The 20003-nt window shown below is 39.8% G+C and carries 22 protein-coding genes; 3 read left to right on the forward strand and 19 right to left on the reverse strand.

The features are described 5' to 3' along the window. Positions 1-37 precede the first annotated feature (37 nt). Entirely contained in the window at positions 38-556 is a 519-nt protein-coding gene (locus tag T546_RS0119840; RefSeq protein WP_026893136.1) for a methyltransferase family protein, read from the reverse strand. Positions 557-902: 346 nt separating this feature from the next. Here T546_RS0119840 and T546_RS0119845 point away from each other — a divergent pair, with 346 nt between their 5' ends. Beyond that, entirely contained in the window at positions 903-2486 is a 1584-nt protein-coding gene (locus tag T546_RS0119845; protein ID WP_026893137.1) for a hypothetical protein, read from the forward strand. Between the two features lie 125 nt (positions 2487-2611). Here the strand turns inward: T546_RS0119845 and T546_RS0119850 are convergent, their stop codons facing one another. The 4 genes from T546_RS0119850 to T546_RS0119865 form a co-directional block, all read right to left on the reverse strand. Then, a complete protein-coding gene (locus T546_RS0119850) occupies positions 2612-3343 on the reverse strand; it encodes an MBL fold metallo-hydrolase (RefSeq protein ID WP_026893138.1) in 732 nt (243 codons plus the stop codon). A 99-nt stretch (positions 3344-3442) separates the two neighbouring features. Beyond that, positions 3443-4048 (reverse strand): GNAT family N-acetyltransferase, encoded by a 606-nt coding sequence (locus tag T546_RS0119855; protein WP_026893139.1) that lies wholly within the window; start codon positions 4046-4048, stop codon positions 3443-3445. Between the two features lie 83 nt (positions 4049-4131). Then, complete coding sequence (locus T546_RS0119860; protein ID WP_026893140.1) at positions 4132-4545, reverse strand: VOC family protein; 414 nt, start codon at positions 4543-4545, stop codon at positions 4132-4134. Positions 4546-4640: 95 nt separating this feature from the next. Then, positions 4641-5210, reverse strand: a complete 570-nt coding sequence (locus tag T546_RS0119865) for a TetR/AcrR family transcriptional regulator (protein WP_026893141.1) — start codon at positions 5208-5210, stop codon at positions 4641-4643. Between the two features lie 156 nt (positions 5211-5366). Between T546_RS0119865 and T546_RS0119870 the strand changes: the two genes are divergently transcribed. Further along, complete coding sequence (locus T546_RS0119870; RefSeq protein ID WP_026893142.1) at positions 5367-5879, forward strand: HXXEE domain-containing protein; 513 nt, start codon at positions 5367-5369, stop codon at positions 5877-5879. 366 nt (positions 5880-6245) lie between these two features. Here the strand turns inward: T546_RS0119870 and T546_RS24075 are convergent, their stop codons facing one another. The 12 genes from T546_RS24075 to T546_RS0119930 all read right to left on the reverse strand — a co-directional run bounded on the left by T546_RS24075 (position 6246) and on the right by T546_RS0119930 (position 16435). Further along, positions 6246-7970 carry a S8 family peptidase gene (locus T546_RS24075; protein ID WP_051629989.1) on the reverse strand — a complete coding sequence of 575 codons (1725 nt, stop codon included), beginning with the start codon at positions 7968-7970 and terminating at the stop codon, positions 6246-6248. 513 nt (positions 7971-8483) lie between these two features. Beyond that, positions 8484-9011 (reverse strand): hypothetical protein, encoded by a 528-nt coding sequence (locus T546_RS0119880; RefSeq protein ID WP_026893143.1) that lies wholly within the window; start codon positions 9009-9011, stop codon positions 8484-8486. Positions 9012-9574: 563 nt separating this feature from the next. Then, complete coding sequence (gene rpsR, locus T546_RS0119885; RefSeq protein WP_024838076.1) at positions 9575-9841, reverse strand: 30S ribosomal protein S18; 267 nt, start codon at positions 9839-9841, stop codon at positions 9575-9577. Positions 9842-9862: 21 nt separating this feature from the next. Then, the gene (locus T546_RS0119890) at positions 9863-10312 is read right to left on the reverse strand and encodes a single-stranded DNA-binding protein (RefSeq protein ID WP_024838075.1); all 450 of its coding nucleotides are present in this window, start codon (positions 10310-10312) and stop codon (positions 9863-9865) included. A gap of 22 nt (positions 10313-10334) precedes the next feature. Then, the gene (rpsF, locus tag T546_RS0119895; protein WP_024838074.1) at positions 10335-10622 is read right to left on the reverse strand and encodes a 30S ribosomal protein S6; all 288 of its coding nucleotides are present in this window, start codon (positions 10620-10622) and stop codon (positions 10335-10337) included. Between the two features lie 151 nt (positions 10623-10773). Further along, the gene (locus T546_RS0119900; RefSeq protein WP_024838073.1) at positions 10774-10971 is read right to left on the reverse strand and encodes a DUF951 domain-containing protein; all 198 of its coding nucleotides are present in this window, start codon (positions 10969-10971) and stop codon (positions 10774-10776) included. 42 nt (positions 10972-11013) lie between these two features. Continuing rightward, positions 11014-12003 (reverse strand): aldo/keto reductase, encoded by a 990-nt coding sequence (locus T546_RS0119905; protein ID WP_026893144.1) that lies wholly within the window; start codon positions 12001-12003, stop codon positions 11014-11016. 150 nt (positions 12004-12153) lie between these two features. Beyond that, complete coding sequence (locus tag T546_RS0119910) at positions 12154-12879, reverse strand: NAD-dependent protein deacylase (protein WP_026893145.1); 726 nt, start codon at positions 12877-12879, stop codon at positions 12154-12156. 102 nt (positions 12880-12981) lie between these two features. Further along, entirely contained in the window at positions 12982-14034 is a 1053-nt protein-coding gene (locus T546_RS0119915) for a GNAT family N-acetyltransferase (RefSeq protein WP_242842266.1), read from the reverse strand. Beyond that, entirely contained in the window at positions 14034-14954 is a 921-nt protein-coding gene (locus T546_RS0119920) for a DUF2156 domain-containing protein (protein ID WP_026893147.1), read from the reverse strand. The genes T546_RS0119915 and T546_RS0119920 overlap by 1 nt, the downstream gene beginning before the upstream one ends. 25 nt (positions 14955-14979) lie before the next feature. Next, positions 14980-15384: a hypothetical protein gene (locus T546_RS0119925; protein ID WP_026893148.1), complete on the reverse strand. Its 405-nt coding sequence runs from the start codon at positions 15382-15384 to the stop codon at positions 14980-14982. Positions 15385-15484: 100 nt separating this feature from the next. Continuing rightward, positions 15485-16435: a helix-turn-helix transcriptional regulator gene (locus tag T546_RS0119930; protein ID WP_026893149.1), complete on the reverse strand. Its 951-nt coding sequence runs from the start codon at positions 16433-16435 to the stop codon at positions 15485-15487. Positions 16436-16622: 187 nt separating this feature from the next. On the opposite strand from T546_RS0119930, the gene T546_RS0119935 reads away from it, so the two are divergent. Further along, positions 16623-16865, forward strand: coding sequence for an HPr family phosphocarrier protein (locus tag T546_RS0119935; RefSeq protein ID WP_026893150.1), 243 nt, complete (start codon positions 16623-16625; stop codon positions 16863-16865). Between the two features lie 55 nt (positions 16866-16920). On the opposite strand, the gene T546_RS0119940 is transcribed toward T546_RS0119935, so the two are convergent. After that, positions 16921-18936, reverse strand: coding sequence for a methyl-accepting chemotaxis protein (locus T546_RS0119940; RefSeq protein ID WP_034600075.1), 2016 nt, complete (start codon positions 18934-18936; stop codon positions 16921-16923). A 137-nt stretch (positions 18937-19073) separates the two neighbouring features. Continuing rightward, a complete protein-coding gene (locus T546_RS0119945) occupies positions 19074-19982 on the reverse strand; it encodes an amidohydrolase family protein (protein ID WP_026893152.1) in 909 nt (302 codons plus the stop codon). Positions 19983-20003 lie beyond the last annotated feature (21 nt).

Here is a 20003-nt window from a genome sequence, read left to right on the forward strand (position 1 = left end):
GTCCCATCAACTTCGTCATGATGTCTATTTTACTATATTAAATATAACGCCGAACTTTATCCATGTAACTTATATACTCTTGCCCGAATTTCTCTATACACCATCTTTCTTCCGATCGAATAATCCAGTGTCCTGATACCTGAAATACCACTAGGCCTGCAAATAAGAGCCAAGACTGGGTGAGCACGCAGCAGCCAAAGAACAATACAAAATACCCTACATACATTGGATTACGTGAAACTTGATAAAACCCATTCATGTTGATACCATTCTCCCCTGGTTTTGCAAAATCTAAGACCGACACAAGGCACAACAACAATCCTAAGGCATAAATCACCAAGCCTATGTAAAACCAGTAAGAATCCGTCTTAATCCTAAGAAAACAAAGATACACAAAAATGAAAATGTTTGATACCTGATAAAACCAAAGTGCCACCTTCTCCTTGCCAATGGCCGGAGCAAAAAAAGCCGCACGTCTTAAGGCATTTTCATTCAGTAAACGTAAAACTCCAAATCTTATCAATAAAAGTGGTACTATACAAAAAAATCCATTCATGCACCATCACCTCAAATATTTTATTTTACTATCATTTTAACATTTTTCCATATATAATCAACCATCTGCACAGAACAATCCTGCGAAACAAAATATTTATTACTGATAAATAATTTCAATTATATATTTTATTATGTTTTTTAATTATATTAATATAAATAATCTCTCATTAAGGCTAATTTTACCAAAATACGAAATATTTCTCTTTACAAAATTGCTTTAGTACTATACCATATAGGCGTAATATGTTTATATCCTAAGAAGCTATAAAAAAGTTGATTGTTTCAAGTTGGATATTTACTATATCATAAATACATTACAACATTACTTTAAGGGAGAAATACTTGTGAACAAGCATTGGACTAAAAACACCTTTATGATTATGACGGCGGCCACATTAACCATAAATTCTGCTATGGTTTCTAATGCAAGTGGCTGGACCGAGACAGAGAACGGCTGGCATTACGAAGAAAATGGTGGGTACATAACATCTGCATGGAAGAAGGGGCAAAACGGCTTTTATTATCTTGATGATACCGGAAAGCTTAAGACTGCTTCCTGGATCACAGATGGAGACAAGAACTATTATGTAGATTCAGAAGGTCTCCGGGTTAAAAACACCTGGATTTATACTCAGTCCTGGGATGATTCTACAGATACCAACCAATATTGGTATTATTTTGACCAAAACGGCGAAATGATGACCGGAAAGCAGCAAATCGGGGATAAAAAATACTTTTTCTCCAGTACCGGTGAAATGATGACCGGCTGGATCACATTTACAGATAATGAAGCAGAGTACTTAACAGACGAAATAACCAGCAATAATACTTATTACTGCCTGGAGGACGGAAGCAGAGCAAGCGGCTGGCTTAAGCTGGAAGCTCCTGACGATGAGGACAATTCCGGAAAAGAATACTGGTACAATTTTAAGAGCTCTGGAGTTATCCGAAGAAACGCGAAAGCCACCATTGGTGATCATGAATTCTGTTTCGATGAACAGGGCCGAATGATCGAGGGCTGGGCCTATAAAACGGCAGATACCGATACTTATGTAAGGGTTGACGAAGACACGGAGAAAGCACTTTTAGACACCTATAACGCAGACGCAAGCAGGTATTACTATTGCGGCGAGGAAGACTTAGGAGTCATTCAAAAAGACATATGGCTATCCATCGTACCACCTGGATTAAACGGAGATCCTGACGAAGATGCCACCTGGTATTACTTTGATAAACGTGGCAAAATGATGACCGCGACCAAAGCCACCGCTTCAGAAGCCACACCATCCAATGCAAGCCGTATGACCGATGTAAGATGGGTCGATACGAAAGGAAAATATGGATTAGAGGGGGGCGACGATGATCTGCACCATGCCCGCCTTCAAAAAGTTAATAACACCTATTATCTTTTCGACTCTAAGGGTGAAATCATTGATGGCCTGGTTTACATTTACAATAAAGATGGGTCCTTCCAGTTAAAAGAAGGCTACTATTATTTCGGCTCTAACTCATCAAGATCAACAGGAAAAGTAAAACTTGTAAATGACGCTACAGATTACCATTACTATTTCTCCAAAAAGAGAGAAAATGGTTATTCCGAAGGTCAGGGCGTCACTGGAGTATATGAAGGAAAGTTATATTATAAGGGACTTGCAGTCACAGCAGATGAAGATACCAAATATAAATTAATTTATATCCCAGAGTTAGCCAAAGCTAACGGAACTGGACTATATGTTGTAGATGAAAATGGAAAAGTCAAAACAAGCGGCCTGACTTCTGAGATGTATGACGGGACTAAATTCAGAGTTAAAAAACAAGGTTCCAGTTACCGAGTGTTCCGTGTAGATGTAGATACCAAGGAAGAGACAGAACTGGGTCAGGATGACGCTGAGCTCACTCTGGATTTTAGCGAACCTGAACTTGTTTAATTGATTGATATACTGGCAAACGATGATTTGTCTTGATCATGACCGGGCTGGAGGCTTCTATAAGAAGTATTCAGCCCTTTCTTATGAAAATCAGGAAAATAAATTACTTTTTTATATACCCATTACTAAAATTTTGCAATGATCTGATTCAAACGATTTTTAACATCTGTATCAAAAACACCACCATGGTAGCAAATAATCGTTTCTATATCATAACCTTCCAATTTACGAACGGACTCTTTTGCCTCTTCCATATTTAAAGCATATTGCGGTAAAGCCATATAAAGCTTTCCATTTACAATAACGAGGGCATCACCTGTAATCAGCACTTTTTCTTTTTTAACATATAAAGAGATATGGCCAGGCATATGACCCTTCGTGTCAACCACCTCAATACCACCGCAGTAAGGAAGTATTGCACCCGTTTCTATTACAGTAACATCATCCACCGGTTTCACAGAGGCTATAAGCTTTTGGAACTCCTTACCGTACTCCTTTTTATCTTCCGGCAGCGTATCCTGGAGGTCTTCGGCCTGCTGTAAACGAAGGGATTTGCATTTTCCCGTAATATAGGGAGCTTGTTCTTTTGAACACAAAACTTCAATTTTGGGATATTGCTGAGTTATTTCATGTAATGCACCCATATGATCATGATCATGGTGTGTGATAATTATCTTCGTTAACATACTTAAAGAAAAACCAAGCTTTTGCATGGCCTCCTCTAACTTTGACATAGTATCCGGATAACTGCAGTCAACTAAAATCAATTCATTCTCATCTTTTAAAAGTACCGGGTATATGATATTTTCTGTTTCCCCTCTATGAAACGTTAACGGCAATAAATATATATCATTCATTTTATATACTCCTTTTCTTTCTTTATGTATAGTCTTTATTTATGTTTATCAAAGAGTTATTCTAAATATATTAGGAACCAGTCTTGCCTCTAAAATTACTTATTTAGAGCTGCACCGTTTTAACTGTTTCCTCATGACCAGTCCCTGCTCTGCCTCTGCAGAAACATAAAATCCCATTTTCTGATACATCTCAAAATGGCCTCCGAAATTCGAAGATTGGTAACTGGATTCTTTGTATGGGTATACTTCTACAAAATCGAATCCATCTTGAGCGGCATCCTTACAAGCACGTTCCAATAACTGGGTAGCAATGCCCTGCCGTTTCATATCTGGTGCAATCATAAAACAAAAAATAGATTTTACCTTTACGTCCGAGCCAGGCTCCTCTAAAGGCACATAATCCATAAATCTTTGCCAACTTGCACATTTCAAGCAATCTGACTTTGTATTAGCATTACACCAGCCAACCACCCTATCACCATGATAGGCAAGATAACCTTGAACGTTATTGCCTTTGACATATTCATAGGCACACTCTCTGCGATTCTTTGCGGTTGAAAGATCTTTCTTCTTATAATCTTCGTTACTCCAGCAGACACAATAACATTTATTTTCATCTACATTATCATCATGTGGTGTAACATCAAAAAAATGAACATAATCTTCTGCCAGATCTGGCGTCAGTTCGCGTATTTCAATACTCATTGTTTACCCCCATTATATATCATTTATTTTAAAATATTTTTCTCATTCATAGCAAATAAAGATAAATACCCAAAGACTAAATATTAAAAATCACACATCAGCTCCCAATGAACTCCAAAACGATCCCTGACACTGCCTATAATCACCATATAAGGCGGTCTTTCCAGTGGCTTTATTACCTCTCCACCCTCACTAAGTATGGGAAAGGCATTTTCAACCTCCTCTGCAGTATCAAACCCAATAATATGTTTCACCTTTTTCGCTAGATTCACATCCTCATCGCTGGACAAATCGCTCAGCCTTACCTCTTGTTCATCAAACATGATTTCGGAATGGTAAACCAGCGAATCCTTAGACGAATCTGCTTGCTCCCAGCCATTTTTCACAGCATCGGAATAATGTATCAAATTCTTTACCCTACACCCAAAGGCCCGCTTGTATACCTCCAAGGCTTCTTCCGACTCTCCAGAAAAACATAATTGTTGAATGAATTTCATATGAACCCCCTTAAATATATGTCTTACAGTTTATGTGTTTCTCTTCCCAATTTCCTGTCACATACAGTCCGACTGCAATGGATACCTCCCATTATTTATATAGATGTATACTCAAATACCTCATCTAGCTTCATAAAAAGCTGGGTATGCTTTGTCAATTCCTCATATCCCTTATTTTTCAGGCACCATTTCATAGCCGTCAGAACAAGTGAAGCATATAAATTTGACAAATAATCTAATATCTCTGGTGATTGCTTATTCTTTAACTTTTGGCTTTCATAAAAACTCTTCTGTAAAAAGTCCGACATGTCTTCATATAAATGAATGGAGTCTGTATGAATGGTAAAGAGGGCCAGAATCTCCTCACTCCTATCTTCCAAGACCTGATACAAAGGCTTGATAACCATAAAGGCGTCTTCCACCGTATCGCAATCAAGCCGGTCTATCACGCCAGATTTCAGTGTATCTAATATCTCGCTGCAAAGAGCTTCAGCGAGCTGATATTTATCCGTGTAATGCTTATAAAAGGTAGAACGGTTTATAAGTGCACGATCAAGAATATCCTGAATGGTTATTTTATGAAAGTCCTTTTCCATTAACAAGGACAGAAAAACGTTCTCAATGTTTTTTCTGGTCTTTATAACACGCAAGTCATTCTGATTCATATTTATCTTCTCCCTTTGATTATTTTAAAACTTCTTTTGCAGATAAGCAACACTATATCCTTTTTTGTAGCTTATATTAATAATTAGTCAAATTCTGTTGATTGAATTATTTCGCCTAATATCTATAATTATAAATAAAAAAGGAGTGATAAAATTATGAATGAACTTAAATGGTTTGCCTGGCTATTTCCATTATTATTTATTGTACATGACATGGAAGAAATTATTACAGCAAAGAACTGGTGTAAAAAAGAATTGCATCAGATCATTCCCCTGCCCATCACCCCCTTTGGTAATACCAAAAGTACAGCGGGCTTTGCAGTTGCAGTCTTTGAAGAATTGATTTTATGGATTCTTGCCACTCTGCTGGGGAACATCACTGGTTTTTATGGATTATGGTACGGGTTCCTGGCTGCCAATATCATTCACCTGATCCTGTTTCACATGATTATTTTCCCTCTATCCTATCGCCGATATGTCCCTGGTGTAGTCACCGCATGGCTGACTCTGATTCCATTCTGTTATATTTTTTATCTGGCTCAAACGGTTTTAAATTATTCCGTTCTTCAAATTGCACTCTGGGTGACAATCGGATTCTTATTGGCACTTGGTAATGTGAAACTACTGCATAATAATATCGATCTGCTTGCTAGACTGACAGGAGAATGAGAGCTGAATCATTGGCATTTAGAACACATACCAAATAACAACCATTATCATAAACATAAATAATCTCATATAAAAGATGATTGCTACATCTGACTATGTGATTTACCATTCTATATAATCAAGTGTTCTTATCCATACTTATGGCTATTAGCAAATTTTTAACAGCAAAAAAGACTTCACACTTTCATGCGAAGTCTTTTTCCATATAGTCATCTTACTAGTCAAAAGATAAGCTAAATACTATTTCAATTCATATTTTGGCAAATGAAAGCATTGAAATATAAATATCTCAAAGATATATGGTAACTACTACTTGATCGAAACTAATGATCTATTAAAGATCATAATCAATTATCAAACGAAATATTATTTCTTCCTAACTTTAAGGAAAGTTTCATAGATATCCAAAATTCCATAACCCCATTCAGCATTAGGGTACTTAATTTCATGACTTCTATAAACCCCATCTATTAGAAACTGTTTTACGTCGATACCCGTCATAAAAGGGTATTCCTTTCGAATAATACCCCACTCTAAAACCATTGCAGCAATACCTGTAGTTTCTGCCGCCGCCAAGCTGGTTCCAGACTTAAATGTCTCTCCAAATGTTGTTGGACAATAAATAGAAACCCCGGGAGCTGCTAAATCTGGTTTTACCATGTTATTACGTGTGTAACCTCTACCAGCAAACATATAAATACCTTCATTGCGATGATCATATGCAGTGACAGTAATCGGAAGTAGAGCATCACTTGGTGATGTTAATGTAGTTTCTGGATTTTTTTCTTCAAATTCGGTAAATTCACTTGAACTGCTTATTTGGGTGGATTCTTTTAGAAAGCCACTCATTGGAATCCAGATATGAAAACCAGAAGACATATAATCTCCAGTACCATAAACATCAATTGACCATCGACCAGGTGCTGGATTATCAAAGCATATAAGTATAAGGGGATCGCCTGTATGTGGTTCTACATTGTAATATTCAATAATTACAGTTGTATTTTCAAAATAAAATTTTTTCACCACTCTATCTATACCTGCTGGTATTATATCAAGTCTATCACCAGTTGGAGAGCTTATGCCAACAAAATAATGAGCGGGTGATTTTCCCCATATTTCAATGCTGAAATTTTTTTCATTTTCTGCAATCTTTAAAAATACTGATTTTTTATACTCAGTACTGCCTCCATTCTTTTCAGCAAAAAAATAATGATGTCCAGCTAAATTTTCTTGACCTGCTGCCACAATAATGGCTACGCCTTGTCTAATTGAAAGATCTGAAAGCATTCGACATAATGTACTTAACCCATCATGAGATCCTTGGTTTGTACCAACAGCAACGCAAATTGCAATTGGGCGATTCAACTTTCTTGCAGTGTTGAATAAATATTGTATACCAAACATGATATCATCTTCTTGATAGGATAGAGTATCTTCTGGTGTTGGATAAATGTGCTTCATAGTAGTTTTTGCCGGTTTTAGCTTTACAATGATATATTCAGCGTATGGTGCAACCCCTCGAAAAGTACCAATATCTGAACCACCAGCAAGAGCAGCTATTCTAGTTCCATGCCCTTGTTCATCTGTTGACGGAACGATAGAGTGAGGATCTTCACTCTTTAGTGCAAGGTCTATTTGGTTTCTTGTATATTCAGTTCCATAATAAAAAATATCCTTTGATGCATCCATATTTTCAATCGTTTGATCCCATATAGATACAATTCTAGTCGTTTGATCGTTATATTGAAAGATTGGATTAGTATATTCAATTCCAGTATCAATAAAACCTAGTAATACACCTTGACCTTTTAAAGCAAAATTAGGAATATTCTGTATTTTATCTACATTCATGGCCTCTAAATTAGTTAAATCAAGCAATCCAAATAGTCTTGGTAATACAGGATATCTATTATCAATAGGGTTTTCCTTTGCTTTATCAATAGGAATATAAATAACCGCATCTCTATCGTTTATGCTATTAATCACACCACCAACAGATTCCGCGTACTGTTCATTAAAAACATTAGGTTCTATAAACAAATTTATATAATCATTGCTTATTATTTTTTTTCTATTTTCTTCTGTCATTTTTTATTCCTATTTACTTTTTTGTTATTTTATTTTATGAGTTTAATAAAAATCTGTGCAAAGAATTAAAAGTATTAATTTCCTATAGAGATATGTTAGGTAACTAAAATATCATAGATTCATATAATGTAATCAAATGTCACAGCAATGAAGGATTACATGGACCAGTATAAACAGTCAAGGTATACACAGAATAATAATTATGCAAATCAGGAGCAATATTATAACGGTTTTTATGAACAACAACGTTGTCCTGCTATTTGTCCTTATGATCAAACCCAATGCGTACTGACAGCAGGGCATTGGGGCAAGCATAAGTGTTCCCAAAATCATGAATGGTTTTAATGACCTTTCGTTATCCTGTAAGATATACAGGAAAATCTTATGTAAATAGGCCCTGTGTCAATAGTTGGGGCGTAGTTCGGTTAGAACCCGCCTTTGACTTTGGTGTGCCTTTAGATATACTAATGGACACAGGCGAAAACGCCTGTGCCCATTTTCAAATACCAAATCTTATGGCAATACAAATGTATTTGCTGCTGAAAGCGTATTCCAAGGACTCATTGCATTTGTAAATTTAGCTGTTATACTTAAATTCATTCCACTTACTTCACTACTATATATAATTCCTGTATGAAAATATCGAATATAACCATAGGCAATATTATCACTTCCCCATAGTACTTGCGTCTCATTTATATTTTCTGAACATAAACTACCATTTTTCCAAACGAATCTTGTGCCAGCTCTGCTCGTTCCAATTTCTCTTGTTACTACATGAATCTCATTCTTATCATCCAATGCTAAATCAATAATTTGCAATGATGTTAAGCCCGGCGCGGGTGCTCTAAGAATGGGGTTGGTTTTTACTTGATCATTTGCTGATTCCGTGGAGCTACCCAATCCTAAGCTTGTCCAGCCCTTAGGTAAGTAATCGCTGCCATTAGATGCAGCTTGCGCCTTAATAGAGATACCACTAGACAAAATAACAATAGCCGCCATCATAACCAATGAAATAACCACTTTTTTTAATTTCTCCATATATTACCTCCATAAATGTTTTATATTCTTTCTTACAAAAATAGTCTACAATAAATGACATAAAACCTAAAATAACAAAAAGACTTATTTTAAAAAATTGATTGGTATTATCTTCTTCTGTATAGAATTTTTTTACTCAAATAAGTATGATTTGTTAAATGTTAACCGATGACTTACCATCTTTTGTTGTAGTAATTCAGCTCATTGGAATCACCTCCAGACTAAATCAAGGAAACCACTTATCTATCAATTTCAGTATATTCCAGAATATACATTTATTAACCAAAGTACCAATATTGTACAAGTTAAGTGCCAATATTAACACTTCAATCTTATGAAAAGGTAATCCGCTAAGCAAATTTGTAACGTAAAGAAACGAAGGTACAATTTAGCTGGTTATGGTATTAGCCGTAAAAAAAAGACCCCACACTCACATGTGAAGTCTTTCTATATCACGAAACTCTCTTCCCGTCCGATACCTCGTCCGAAAAAATCATCCCGATATGAGTAAATTCTAAATAAATCTCCCTTACCCAACTGACAAACCCTTATAAAATAAGGATTTACTCCATTGTATAAGGCATAAGAGCGATGTGTCTAGCTCTCTTAATAGCAACGGTAAGTGCTCTCTGGTGCTTAGCACAGTTGCCTGTGATACGTCTAGGAAGGATTTTTCCTCTCTCAGATACATATCTTTTTAATTTATTTGCGTCTTTAAAATCAATTACGCCGTTCTTCTCGCCACAGAATACGCAAACTTTTTTTCTTCTACGCATTCCGCCTCTTTTGAACTTAGCGCCATCAGCTTTATCATTTCTGTTGAATGCCATTGGTACTACCTCCTATCAGATTTAGTTGAATGGAAGTCCTTCGTCTTCGACTCCATCCGGGATATTCATAAATCCATCGCCGATTGCACTGGAAGGAGTTGGTCTGGAAGTTGGCTGGTATCCGCCTTCTCCTGATGCTCCACCTTTGCTGTCTGCGAATTCCTGATCTTCTACAACGATATCTGTTGTATAAACCTTTACGCCGTCTTTATTCGTATAACTTCCAGTCTGGATCCTTCCGGAAACCAATACTCTCATACCCTGACGGAAATACTTCTCTGCAAACTCTCCTGCCTTGTCAAATGCAACACAGTTGATAAAATCAGCAGTCTGTTCATTGCCATCCTGATTTCTGCGGCCTCTGCGGTCAACAGCAAGGCTGTACCTTGCGATTGCCATGGAGCGCTCACCTTGGGAATATCTTACTTCTGGATCACGGGTCAATCTACCCATAAGGATTACTTTGTTCATACGATCACGCTTTCTTTATCTATTATGCCTCTTGTCTTACGCATAAGTATCTGATAACCGGCTCCATAATACGAATGTGTGCTTCTAACTCATTCGGTGTTGTGGAATCGCCATCAAATTTGATGAAGTAGTAGAATCCCTCTTTCATCTTCTGAATTTCGTAAGCTAATCTCTTCTTACCCCATTCATCAATGTTAGTTACAGCGCCGCCGAAACGAGTAATATAACCCGTAACTTTTTCGATAGCTGCTGCTCTCTCTTCATCTTCGAGCTTTGCGTTAATAACAACGGCTAACTCATATTTGTTCATGCTTGTTACCTCCTTGTGGTCTCTGGCCCCTGCTTTCAGTATCAGGAGCAAGGATTCTCTATGTCACGAGTTAACATTATACAGGAAATATTCTACAAAAGCAAGTCCTTTTCTTAATTTTAAAGGCTTTTTCCCGCATAAATTGGGGTTTTTACTGCTTTGGATTGCCGTCACTGGCTTTTAAGCCTCTGGTATTCTTTTCCACCAGCTTTCTGGGCACCATAATCATATGTCCGCAGCCCATACATTTTAAGCGAAAATCCGCTCCAACTCTTAAGATTTCCCACTCCTGACTGCCGCAGGGATGCTGTTTTTTCAGTTTTACAATATCGCCAATTTCATAATTCATAAAAACACCTGCCTACCCATTTGGGGCCGCCCTTATATCCAATTATTTTAAAATATTGTCAATGCGCTTTAATTCATCCTTGGAAAATTCCGTATTTTTCAGACAAGCTACGTTATCCTTTAACTGTGCCACGCTGCTGGCTCCAATGAGAACCGAAGTCACCGCCTCTTCCCTTAAGACCCAGGCAAGGGCCATCTGGGCCAGACTCTGGCCTCTTTCCTTTGCCAGATCATTTAACTGTCTTACAACAGAAAGATTTTCCTCTGACAGGTATCGACCGCCTATGGTGCTTCCTTTTCTGGCCGCCCGGGATCCATTTGGAACGCCGTTTAGATACCGGTCTGTAAGGGCACCCTGTGCCAATGGACTATAGCAGATACAGCCTGTTCCGCTCTCTAAGAGGGTATCAAAAAGACCTTCCTCTGCCACTCTCTCAAACATGTTATACCGTGGCTGATGGATGAGGCAGGAGATTCCCATGCCTTTTAAGACCTTAATGGCCTCCTTAGCTTCCTTGCTGCCGTAATTGGATATACCCACATAAAGTGCCTTTCCCTGTCTGACGATGTCAGCAAGAGCGCCCATGGTCTCTTCTATAGGTGTTTCCGGATCTGGTCTGTGGTGATAGAAGATATCTACATAATCAAGACCCATACGCTTTAAGCTCTGGTCAAGACTAGCCATTAAATACTTTCTGGAGCCAAAGTTTCCATAGGGTCCGGGCCACATGTCAAATCCTGCTTTTGTGGAAATGAGCATTTCATCCCGGTATCTGCCAAGATCACTCTTTAAGACACTGCCAAAGGTTTCTTCTGCCATACCAAAGTAAGGAGCTCCGTAGTTATTTGCCAGGTCAAAATGAGTGATACCCATATCAAATGCACTTAAAAGAATGTCTCTCTGGGTGGTAGGAGCCTTCTCCATTCCGAAATTCTGCCACAGCCCTAAAGAAACTCTGGGAAGCATGATTCCGCTTTTCCCGCAACGCTTGTATTCCATTGTTTCATATCTGTTCTTTGCCGCCTCGTACATCATAGTTTCTCTCCTTTACGCTTCCATAAATAGTCCCTAATCAGTTTCCCTATACGTTCTGTAACATCTTACCAATATTTATACCATATTATCCCTTGTTATGGCTAGGATGTATCTGAAAACTGCTTGTTTCCAGACACACCCCAGCATTTATACAGAATTATGAAGTACTTCTCCAATACTTCCGCTGATGACTAAATCCGCCTTCTCATCCATAGGAGTTACGGTCTTATTGATTAAGACCATACGGCTGCCTCTATAATAATCAATCAGGCCTGCTGCCGGATAAACGGTTAAGGAGGTGCCGCCTATAATGAGCATATCTGCGTTTGAGATGCAGGAGACCGCCTTACTCATGACACCATCGTTTAAGCTCTCCTCATAAAGCACTACATCAGGCTTTATGAGCCCGCCGCAGTCGCACCTTGGCACTTCCTTTCCCTCCATGGCGGAAAGCATTTCTTCCAGGTTATAAAATTTCATACACCGGGTACAGAAATTTCTTCTTACAGAACCATGAAGCTCCAATACCTCCCGGCTTCCGGCATCCTGATGAAGTCCGTCGATATTCTGGGTGATGACCGCCTTTAATTTCCCCATATCCTCAAGCTTGCGCAACGCCAGATGTGCCTTGTTTGGCTTCGCCTTTGGAAATATCATCTTATTGCAGTAGAACCGATAAAATTCCTCTGGCTTTTTTACATAGAAGCTATGGCTGATTATGGTTTCCGGCGGATACTTGTACTGTTCTTTATAAAGTCCATCCACGCCCCTGAAATCAGGAATATTGCTTTCCGTGGAAACACCTGCCCCACCGAAAAATACAATGTTATCACTTGCTTCTATCCATTCCTTTAACTGGCTTACCCCTTCCATATAAAAGTCCTTTCTTATCCCATTGTTCTCCATACAAAAATAGGGCGGATTATAATTAATCCGCCCGTAATCACAAGTCGGACTCTGATACCGACGAACAATTTAAGTTACCTCGTCAAAAAACACGCCATTTAACGGCCGAATCCGTTCCACTACAGCCATCTGATCGGCTGGAACCGATGGAAGACTGTAGCCAAACAACCAGGAGGTCATTTCACCAATCCCAAGAGAGAGATTGGGCTTCCTTTCGCTTTCCTCTTTGACCGGGGATAAGCTGGAGCCTTTTCGGTCAAGCTTCCAAAGGAACAAGCCGTTATTTTGAGGGATAAATGAATCCTTAACCTCAATAAGAAGTTCCATCTCGTCCACAGGACTTTCTTTCTTTAAGCTGATGACAGAAACAAACTTTTCCAAATGAATGATTCTTCCCATGGCATAAGGCTTTGTGGGACCGTTCTCCTTCACGTATTCAGGCAGACAGATCAGTTCTCTTAGAGTCCCTGCCGTTTCACCGTAATAGGCCCACACACCAGCTAATTTAGATGTCTCATCCTTTGTGGTAAGAAGGAGGAGATCTCCGCTGTCGCTTCTTACCTCCTTGCATAAATCCCGGTAGTATTCTTCACTTCGAAGGGCATAGACCTCATACCGCTTTTCCAGCTGCCTCTCCACAAATTCAGCGACTTCCCTGCATTTATCGGAACGTTCCATAAAAGCACGGCGATTTAACTCCGTTCTTCCCTTTTCATTCAAAGCCATGGCTGGTAAGTCACAAATATAGGTATAGTCAAAAGGCTGGTAAATCGCAGGATCCACAGGAACCAGAAAACTGAACGCCATCCGCTCGGTATACATATCGGTAAAGCAACGGCTTAACAGCTTTCTCATGTAGCCCTGATGGCGAAAATCCGGATCTGTAGCCACACCAGCCACGTAATCGATCTTCCAGACGTGATCCTTTACCACCACCTCATAAGGATTTCGATGGAGCATGGCTGCCATCTTCTCTTCCTTATATGCAGTGAGGACCTTATTCTTTAACACCCGGTCCGAAAAGTAATAGTTTATAAAACTTTCTGAATCCTCAGAAAAAACCTTTTCCCAAAGCTTTCTGCTTTCTATTTTTTCTTCCTGCTTCAAATACCGTATCATCATCAAAAGCCCTTCTGAATTACTCCGTATTTTCTTGCAAATCCAATGGGATAGTAAGACATTTTCGCACGGCGTAACCCTTCCATGCCCACATCGTCTTCCCGGTTGACCAGTTTCACTTCCTCAGTAAAGCCGTGGATTAAGAACTGCTGGTTGATAAACTGATAAAGTCCCTTGACTTCAGGGTCTGCCTTTTCAATATGAATGACAGCCATCTTTTCCAAAGGATTATAAGTACCGATGGTAAATGCCTTTAAGCTTCCGTCAACATAAACTCCAGCCATTCTAACATTTAACATGGAACAGTTTTTTAAGATATCGTGGATGCCCATAACCTCATAATCCAGCTGACGGACAAATTCCGCTGCCTCCACCTTGTTCTCCCACCACTCATCAAGGAAAGAAAGAACGGCTTCCCGGTCAGAGCAGATCAGTGAACGATATTCATAATGTCCTTCGTACTGCTTTAAAAATGAATTTAAATGATTTTTCTTCTTATGAAGCTTCTTTCCTGCCAGAGTTCTTAAGGCCTCCGCATCATAGAGATAATCCTTTAAATCTTCCTCTTCTTTTACAAGGAACTTATCTGGATCCAGTTTTAAATAATTAATTGCTTCCTCATCTGCCAGAAAAATCTTAAGAGGCTTTTTTAATACCTCATTAAAATACTCCACCAGCTGTTCAAAATAATAGGAAAGATCTTCTTCTTTGCAGATGGGCATTGCCGTAAATGGCTCCCCATCTTTTTCCATTAAAAATAAAACTGCTTTTTCATCACTGACAGTATACTTTACCTGATAATAATCTCTCCAGATAAAACTATCCAAATAGACGCTGTCACATGTTTTATTGGGCCGTAAGGCGTAGAATGGAGCAATTTTACTCATGTCCTCTGCCTGAAGCGGCTTAAATTGTAAGTTCATATTAGTTCCCTTCTAAAATATATATCTAGCTTTTCTTTATAAAATCAGTACTGCACTTGGGACAGTGAACACTCACCTTCCCTTTTCCTCTTGGTATTCTGATCTTTTGTCCACAGCTTGGGCATTTATAGATATGGTATTGCCTTATCTGCTGAAACTTAAAACGCAGTTTCTTAAAAAATTCCGTTACCCGGAAAGAAATACGTTCGAACTTCTGGTTCTCCTCAAAGCGTTTTCCTATATTTTTGGAAAACATGCGAAAATAAGACAGCGCTATAAGAAAAAGCGCTGCGATATCAACCCAGTAGCTGCGAATAAAAATACCGACAAAAATAAGGGCAAATACGGTTCCCATCAGAAACCGGCTAAGCTTATCTGAACCATACCTGCCGATCATAAACCTTGAAAAACGTTCCCGAAACTGACTCATCCTATGTTCCTCGCCCCTTTTTCATTTTGAATTAACTATAATAACCTATGATAGGAAAGTCAATGTTACTCAGGCATATTTCATAATCTTTTCAGAAATTTCAGAATTTGCCTCTGGAACTGTCACGGTACTGTTTTGGTGTGATTCCATATCTTTGTTTAAACAAACGATGAAAATAACTGCTGTTTTCATAGCCAATTTCCACGATAATCTCCTCCACCGGCTTTGTGGTGGAAGAAAGATAACCAGCTGCACGGTTAAGCCTTATGAGCTGAAGGCATTCCGTAAAGGTCATCTTATAATACCGCTTAAAGAGACGGCTGATATAATAAGACGGCTGCATGGATAGGGAAGAAAACTCTTCCAGAGTGGCACATGAGTAATTCGTTTCTAAATATTTGTATGCAGTCAGAACGATCTGCTCCTCATATTGCAGCATGTCGTGGGATTCCACTTTATCTGCATCATGAAGAAGCTCCATGATCAGTATGCCCATGGTCGCCTGATTGATTTCCTGTCTGCCCTCCTTTTCTTCTGCATGAGACCAGATCATATTTTCAAGTAAATTTTTGGCTGGAAGCATTTCCCGCAGATGAAAATGCAGATACTCTGCCACAGGCTCTTTTCCCCTGGCCTGAGAGCCGATGAAACGATGCAGCACATCTCCGCATTCTCCCATAAATGCAGGATGGCTGAAAAATTCCGGCATTAAAAAGAAGTGGATGGCCAGATCCTCTTCTCCTGCCGGCTCTATGGCATGGCTGGTTCCTTCTCTTAACAGCAGTAAATCGTTGGCTTCCAGTAAAAGCCTTCGTGTGCCGTTTATAGTGTGAACCGTTTTTCCACTGTACATATAGATTAATTCTACGAAATTGTGACTGTGATCCGGTAAAGCAACGTGACATGGCTGACAGCACATATCCATCAGCTTTCCCGGCCTGATCACTATATTCTTATCCACCACGTTATCTTCTAAATTATTATGATAATGTTCCATAATTGAAGTTGCATGCGATGAATTCCTTAGACGTTTCAGAAGTTCCTTCTTCATTTTCCCCTCCAAACAACAGATTCACATGCCCTTCCCCCACGCCATTATAACACCAATCCCCTACGATTTGCAAGAAAAGACGGTTTTTATACAAATTTAGACATATTATAATGTCACATTTTGTCATATAATCATGGCAAAACAACAGGTATATGTAACCAGTATTATTTTTATGAGGTGAAGCGATATGAAAAAGTACCCTATCCGAATTAACAACATTGATGAAATTACCACCTTTGTCAGAACAGTGACCAAGTACGATTATGACGTGGATTTATGCAAAGGAAGCGTATTAGTTGACGCGAAGTCCATTCTTGGTATCATGACAATCTGTCCGAATCCGGATCTAGAGTTGATCATTTACAGCAATGAGCATGAAGATATTCTGGAATCCCTGTCAGATTTTCTATTGGAAGAAAAAATTGCATAACGTACATAATGAACAAAAGATGCCTGGCAGGAACTCCCTGCCAGGCATCTTTTTGTTAATTTACTTTAAATTCATTGACCAGTTCCTTTAACTTACTGGCATGTCCATAAAGGTCCTCGCTGGCTGCGGCGCCTTCCTCTGCATTGGCAGAGTTTGTCTGAACCACACCGGAGATCTGGTCCACGCCAATGGTGACCTGGCGGATGGCCTCAGACTGTTCTACCGATGCCTGAGAGATTCTGCTGATCATATCAGTGACCTGACGGGTGGTATCCACTGCACTGGTAACCGATTTTGCTGCCTGATCGGCAAGGGTGGTGCCTTTTTCAACCGCTCGTATGGCACCGTCAATCAAATCTGCCGTATCCTTGGCTGCGGAAGCACTTCTGGAGGCAAGATTTCTCACCTCGTCAGCAACCACGGCAAAGCCCTTTCCTGCCTCTCCTGCCCTGGCGGCCTCTACGGCTGCGTTCAGTGCCAGAATATTGGTCTGGAATGCGATACCTTCAATGTCCTTAATGATCCTGCTGATTTCATTGGAGCTTTCCGTAATATCAGACATGGCATGAACCAGTTCTTCCATATGCTGATTGCTAATCTCAAGCTCTCCTGCTGCCTCCATGGCCTGATCATTGGCTCCGGCAGAATCCCTGGCATTCTCTTCGATCTTCATAGAAATCTCGTTGATGGTAGAGGCCAGCTCTTCCACAGAGGCTGCCTGCTGGGAAGCACCGTCTGCCAGTGATTTAGAGCTTTCTGAAATATTTTGAGAGCCATAAGCCACCTGATCTGATGTAACAGTAATCTGTTCCATGGTTCTTGTGAGAGTACTTCTGATCTTTAACATGGAGTTTTTAATCTTTTCAAAATCCCCCTTGTAATCATACTGAAGCTGAAATACAAGATTTCGTTCTGCAATCTGATCCAAAACAGAGGATATTTCATTGATATAGTTTACATAATTTTTCAACTGGCCGGAGGTATTGGAAAGGGATTCCGCCACCAGACCGATTTCATCGTTGCTTTTTACGTTTACTTCTACATCAAGATCGCCATTTGCAATCTTCTCTGCCGCTGCTGACAGCTTGCCAAGGGGTCTTGAGATGCCTTTTGCCACCAGGAAAATGAGAGAAACCAATACAAGGGCAGATAAAAGAAAAACAATGCCCACGGCTGTGATTAGTTCATTTCTCTGGGAAAGAAGCTCTAACCTTGGTATGCTGGAAAGCACGATCCAGCCTGTATTACCTGCCTTTTTAATGGAACCGGAATAAGACACCTGATCCATGGTATAGTTAAAGTTACCGATTTCCTTCTTTGCAAAGGCGTCCTTAATATTTTGGGAGATATCAATTTCTGAAATGTTTTTCTGAATCAAATCTTTATTTGGGTGATAAACGATGAGTCCGCTTTCTGTGGTAAGTATGACAGACCCGGAAGCTCCAACCTTATAGGATGCCATAATATCATTTAGATGGGCAAGCTGAATGTCAAGTCCCATGACTCCTAATGCTTCTTTCGAACTCTGCTTAAAAACACCGCTGACTGCTGATATGATGGTAAGCCCTGTACTGGCATCTATGTAAGGCTCTGTAAGAACCGGCTGGTCCATCTTCGTTGCCTTGAACCAGGGTCTTGATGTAATGTCCCAACCGTCTGCTGATGTAAAATCGTCGGACTGGGTGACCTGGCTTAAATCCACATCTGCTATCCAGGCAGCCAGAATATTATCTTTATCAGCGGCCTGAATCTTATCAAGGGTGGCTCTCATCTGAGGATAGCCCTCACTATCCGGCATTCTCACATTTCCAGTGGCTTTTAATAAGTATTCCTCAGCCTGCTGGCTGGCGGAGGCGCTCTTCATTTCTGCCATGTAATAGCTTAAAAAGGAATCTACCTGATTGGCTGCTGCTAAGGATGCCGCATCCAGTGTCTGAAAAGACTGGGCTTCCATGCTTTTTCCTACCCGGTCAGCAATTATAATGCCGGACAGAACAAAAATAAGTATTACGGGAACCGAAATTCCAAGAAGCATTTTGGTAAAAATGTGTGTTTTGAGTCTCTTTTTCATAGGCATTTACCACCTCTCCCAGTTTTTATAAATATAGCATGAGGGACAAAAGACCGCAAGACAAAGAAATTGCCTAATATTATCCTTTTAAATGGTCAATATTAAGCAATTTACCGTTAATAATCTTAAGTTGTCATTTAAAAGAAGACCTTAGAGGCATTATCATAAAATACCATCTGTTTTTCCTGCTCCGTCAGCACATCACTTTCCATGAGGAAGTTTACATAATTCTTATAAGTATCCTTCTTAAGCACAGAAGGAATATCCGTTCCAAACATCATACGATCTGCACCAACAATCTCTTTTCCAATCTGAACAGATCTTCTGGCGTTCTCATAAGGATACGTATCCGGTCCGCAGATATGAGGAAGGGCCGCAAGGTCAAACCATACATTGGGAAGCTTTAAGAGCTCAAGGCCCCATTTTAACTTGTCCACGTCCTTTGTGGAGACTGCAAGAAGGTGGCAGACCACAAACTTCATGTTAGGGTGGTTTAAGATGGCTCTCCGAAGGGCCTCCACCTGCCAGCTTTCACTTCCGCATTTTCCTATGTCAATGACGAATACAAGTCCCTTATCGTCTGCATAGGAATAAGCTTCCTCCATAAGCTCCCCGTCAAGAGGCAGGGTGTGATGGTTGCTCATAAGGCCGGAGCCTGTGCTCACCTCAAACTTCACGATCCCAAACCCAAGCTCTTCAAACAGATGCTTACAGATCTTGTCCTTATTCCGGGAATATGGATCATAAGAGGCAGCGCCAACAAAACGGTCGGGATACCGTTTTACCGCTTCATGGGTGTATATATTCTGAAAGCCGTAGTAATTCCCCTGTAAAAGAACTGCCTTTTCTACATCATTCTCATCCATGATGGCAAGAATCTGTTCCGGGGTCACCTGCTCTCCGCCAAACATTGGTGGAATCATCTGGGGAACGATTTCACCGCTTGCATAGATGGCATCGCCATTGCCTATGGAACGAAGCTCTCCCCCGGATCCTGTACCGGCGATGTATTGTACCAGATGAACGTGACTGTCGATTATTTTCATTCCTGTCCCCTTTTCTTTTTT

Origin of the sequence: [Clostridium] aerotolerans DSM 5434, from assembly GCF_000687555.1 — a bacterium.
Lineage (GTDB): Bacteria > Bacillota > Clostridia > Lachnospirales > Lachnospiraceae > Lacrimispora > Lacrimispora aerotolerans.